Annotated in this window: 3 protein-coding genes; 1 reads left to right on the top strand and 2 read right to left on the bottom strand. The window is 69.1% G+C overall.

The features are described 5' to 3' along the window. Positions 1-13: 13 nt before the first annotated feature. Entirely contained in the window at positions 14-862 is an 849-nt protein-coding gene (locus RMP09_RS02160) for a hypothetical protein (protein WP_310564364.1), read from the top strand. A gap of 9 nt (positions 863-871) precedes the next feature. Here RMP09_RS02160 and RMP09_RS02155 read toward each other — a convergent pair whose 3' ends face one another. Then, on the bottom strand, positions 872-1708 hold the full coding sequence (locus RMP09_RS02155) for an efflux RND transporter periplasmic adaptor subunit (protein WP_310564363.1): 837 nt from the start codon (positions 1706-1708) through the stop codon (positions 872-874). After that, entirely contained in the window at positions 1705-3705 is a 2001-nt protein-coding gene (locus tag RMP09_RS02150) for a preprotein translocase subunit SecA (RefSeq protein ID WP_310564362.1), read from the bottom strand. Before RMP09_RS02150 ends, RMP09_RS02155 begins: the two co-directional genes overlap by 4 nt.

Raw genomic sequence — 3705 nt, 5'->3', positions numbered from 1 at the left:
AGGCGTCCCGACCATGACGGCGACCGACGCCGCAACAGCCCGCGGCTGTGACCGTCTGCTGCAAGCCATTGCGCAGCGCGGCATCGCGCACGGCATCGAGGACTCGCTGAAGTTCTCGACGAGCGACGGTCTGGTGGCGGGGCGGCTGCTGGTGGGGGTGCATGCGGTGGACATGCCCTGGGCCGGTTTTCTGGCACTGGTGCAGGAACTCGGACTGCCCCCCGGGCACGCGGAAGGTCTGCAGGGGGCATTCGCACGTTCGAACGCGTTGGGCTTTGCGGTCGAGGACCGGGGCCCGCGCACCCTGTGGAAGGTGTACCTCGAATTCTGGGATGAAGTGCGCGTGGCCGTGCGTGCCAGTGGATCGCGGGAACCCCGCGAGATGCACCTCGGCCTGAAGTGGGAGGAGGGGCCTGCGCAACGTGTGGAGCGTGCGCATTACACCTGCCACCCCCTGCTCACGCACGAGGACATCCTGGACCGGCTGAAGGCCCTGTACGGTGGCGACCGTGCCCTGCCGGGCTACGCCGCTGCGCGGCAGCTCGTCAAGGCGTGTGCGAGGCGCTGGCCAGCCTTGCCGTTGATCTACCTGGAGGCCGGCGAAGAGGGCAACCAGCGCCGCTCGTTCGACCTGAACTTCTACCGGACCGAACTGCGCATGCCGGATGCGATCGGGCATCTGCAGGCCGCGGGGGAGGGCCTTGGCATTGATGCGCAGGCGCTGGCTGCGTCACTGGCCCGCTTGGGCGATGCCCGCCTGGGCCATGTGTCGGGCGGCTTCGACCGGCGGGGTGTCGAGTTCATGAGCCTGTACGCGGAACGCCAGCCGCTGGCGGCGAGCATGTCCGGGCCGAAGTCCTGATCTCGGGACCTAGGGGCGCTGAGCCGTTGCCAGGTTTGCGATGCCGGGGAAGTCCACCTGGCAGCGCAGGCCGGCCGGGATCTTGCCATTCGGATTGGGCAGCTCCAGTTGCACGCCGTAGGTGCCGCTGGCTGCGTCGAAGACGCGGTCCACCACCTTGACCTTGGCGTCGTATGCCTGCCCGGCTTCGGTCTTCACCCGCGCGCTGGTGCCCTGCTTGAGTTTGCCAAAGGTGGCCAGTGGCAGCACCACTTCCACGTGCAGCGGGTCCATGCGGGCCAGCTTCAGGATGGGCTTGCGTCCGTTGCCCGCCTCGGCCAGGTCGCCAGGGTTGAGCATGCGCTCGACCACCACGCCGTTGAACGGGCTGCGCAGGGTCTTCTGGTTCAGCAGGTCCATCGAACGCTTCAGTTCCAGACGCGCCAGTTCCTGGTTCTCCAGGGCTTCTTTGTGTTCGGCCTCGGCCAGCTTGCGCTCGGTCTCGGCCTCGTCACGTGCCTGGGCCGACAAGAAGTTGCCCCCGTGCAGTTCGTCAGAACGCTTGGTCTTGCGCTGGGCGTAATCCATGCGGTTCTTCGACGCGACGAGGCGCCCTTCGGCGGTGGCGCGAAAGCGTGCCACCGCCAGGGCCGAGCGCTCCAGCGCGGTATCCAGTTCCACCACGGCCTGACCGGCCTTCACGTCGTCGCCGCGCTGGACATGGATGCGGTGGATCAGACCCTCCACGGCGCTGCGGATCTCCACCGTTTGCGACGGCTCCAGCAGACAGTCGAAGCTGGCGGCGGTGCCTTGCAATGGCAGGGCCAGCAGGCAGGCGGCGGTCAGCAGGCGAGGGCGGGGGGTCATGGTTGTCTCCCGGAAAATGACAGCAGCTGGTCGAGTTGCTGGTCTTGCTTGAGGGTCTGCACCCGAACCTGGGCCTGCAGGCGCTGGGCGCGTGCCTGCGCGAGCCGGCGCAGGACCTGGACGAGGGTGGGGGGGAGGGCGCTTCCGGCGGCGAGCCTGGCCCGTGCCAGCCGCGTGGGCCAGGGGACATGCAGGGTGAAGATTTCGTCCTCCAGGGACACCAGGGTCGAGCAGCTGCCCGGGTCGCCCTGGCGGGCGCAGCGGCCAAACAGCTGGCGGTCGACGCGCCGCGACTCGTGGTACTCGGTCAGCACCACATGCAGCCCGCCACGCTGGATCACGTCATCATCGAGCAGGATGTCGGTGCCCCGGCCCGCCATGTTGGTCGCCACCGTGATGCGCCCCGCGTGACCCGCCTGGGCGATCACCTCGGCCTCGATCGTGTCCTGCTTGGCGTTGAGGAGGGCGTGTGGCAGGCCTCGCTCGTGCAGCACCGCACTGATTTCTTCGGACGCCTTGACCGAGCGTGTGCCGATCAGAACGGGTCGGCCACCGACCTGCGCGATGTGCTGCACCTCAGCGGCCACCGCCTGCCATTTTTCGGCGGTGGTGAGGAACACGCGCGCGGGGGCCATCACCCGCCGTGACGGCTTGTTCAGCGGGATCGGAACCACCGAGAGCCCATAGACCGCGTTGAGCTCGCCCGCCACCTCCTTCGCCGTGCCCGTCATGCCGCCGAGCACGAGGTAGCGGCGGAACAGCCCTTGGTAGGTGATGCGGGCGAGCGTGCGGCGCTCGTCGGTGAGATTCACCCCTTCCTTGGTCTCGATCAGCTGGTGCAGGCCGCGCTCCCAGCTGCGGTCGGGCAGGATGCGGCCGGTGGACTCGTCGACGATCTGGACCTTGCCTTCGGCCACCACGTAGTGTTCGTCGCGGCGGAAAAAGTGCAGTGCGCTCAAGGCCTGGCACACCAGCTCCTCGCGCCCGCGGGCCGAGGTCCAGATGCCGGGCAGGTCCTGCGCGTACGCGTCCACCCGGTCCATGCCCTGGTCGGTGAGCACGACGCGGTGGGCCGCCTGTTCGATCACACAGTCGGTGCCGGGCTGCAGCTCTTGCGCCAGCGCCAGGGCTTGCTTGCAGTTTTCGGCCAGCGCCTCTCCAGGCGCGGTGGCCGAGAGGATCAAGGGGGTGCGGGCCTCGTCGATGAAGACGCTGTCGGCCTCGTCGACGATGGCAAAGTGCAGGCCGCGAAGGACCAGTCCGGTGCCAGCGCGCGCGCCACCCAGGCGCTCCAGCGAGAGGTGCAGCGGGCTCTGGCGCACCCCGAGTTCCACGCGGTCGCGCAGGTAGTCAAACGCGATCTCCTTGTTGGTGCAGTAGGTGATGGGCCGGGCATATGCGCTGGCCCGCTCGGCGGTGGGCAGCCCCTGCACCACCGCGCCCGCATCCAGCCCGACGAACCGGTAGAACGGGCCCAGCTCTTGCGCATCGCGTTCGGCCAGGTAGTCGTTCACCGTGATGACGTGCACCGGCCGTCCGGACAGTGCCGCCGTGGCCGCGGCCAGCGCAGCGGTCAGTGTCTTGCCTTCGCCGGTGGCCATTTCGACCAGGCGGCCGTGCAGCAGGCCCCAGGCCCCCATGAGCTGCGTGTCGAAATGGCGCCGACCCAGCACACGCCCGCTGGCCTCGCGCAGCAGCGCAAAGGCCTCACCGGTGCGCTCAGGGGTGAAGCCCTCGCGCCGCAAGCCCGGGCGCAAGCGGTCGATGCGTGCGCGCAGGGCCGCGTCGTCCAGGCTCGCCACCCCGGGGTTGTGATCGCGCACCACCTCCAGCAGCGGCTGGTAGCGCCGGCGTGCCCGCAAGGCGCGCTGCTGCCAGGGCCGCAGCGTGGCCGAGAACAGCATCCGGGCCAACCGGTCGGTCCAGCCGGTCTCCTCCTGGCTGCGCTCGGCAAAAGGGCGCAGCACCAGATCGGGGTGGTTCAGGGCGCGAGACAT

This window comes from Hydrogenophaga sp., from assembly GCF_031426985.1.
Classification (GTDB): domain Bacteria; phylum Pseudomonadota; class Gammaproteobacteria; order Burkholderiales; family Burkholderiaceae_C; genus Hydrogenophaga.
The sequence above is the reverse complement of the archived record's forward strand: the minus strand, read 5'-3'. Positions and strand labels throughout refer to the sequence as shown.

Bases quoted from the DNA above. Each gene is read 5' to 3' on its own strand.
- RMP09_RS02160 (WP_310564364.1), top strand. From the start codon at position 14: ATGACGGCGACCGACGCCGCAACAGCCCGCGGCTGTGACCGTCTGCTG.
- RMP09_RS02155 (WP_310564363.1), bottom strand. From the start codon at position 1,708: ATGACCCCCCGCCCTCGCCTGCTGACCGCCGCCTGCCTGCTGGCCCTG.
- RMP09_RS02150 (WP_310564362.1), bottom strand. From the start codon at position 3,705: ATGTCTCGCGCCCTGAACCACCCCGATCTGGTGCTGCGCCCTTTTGCC.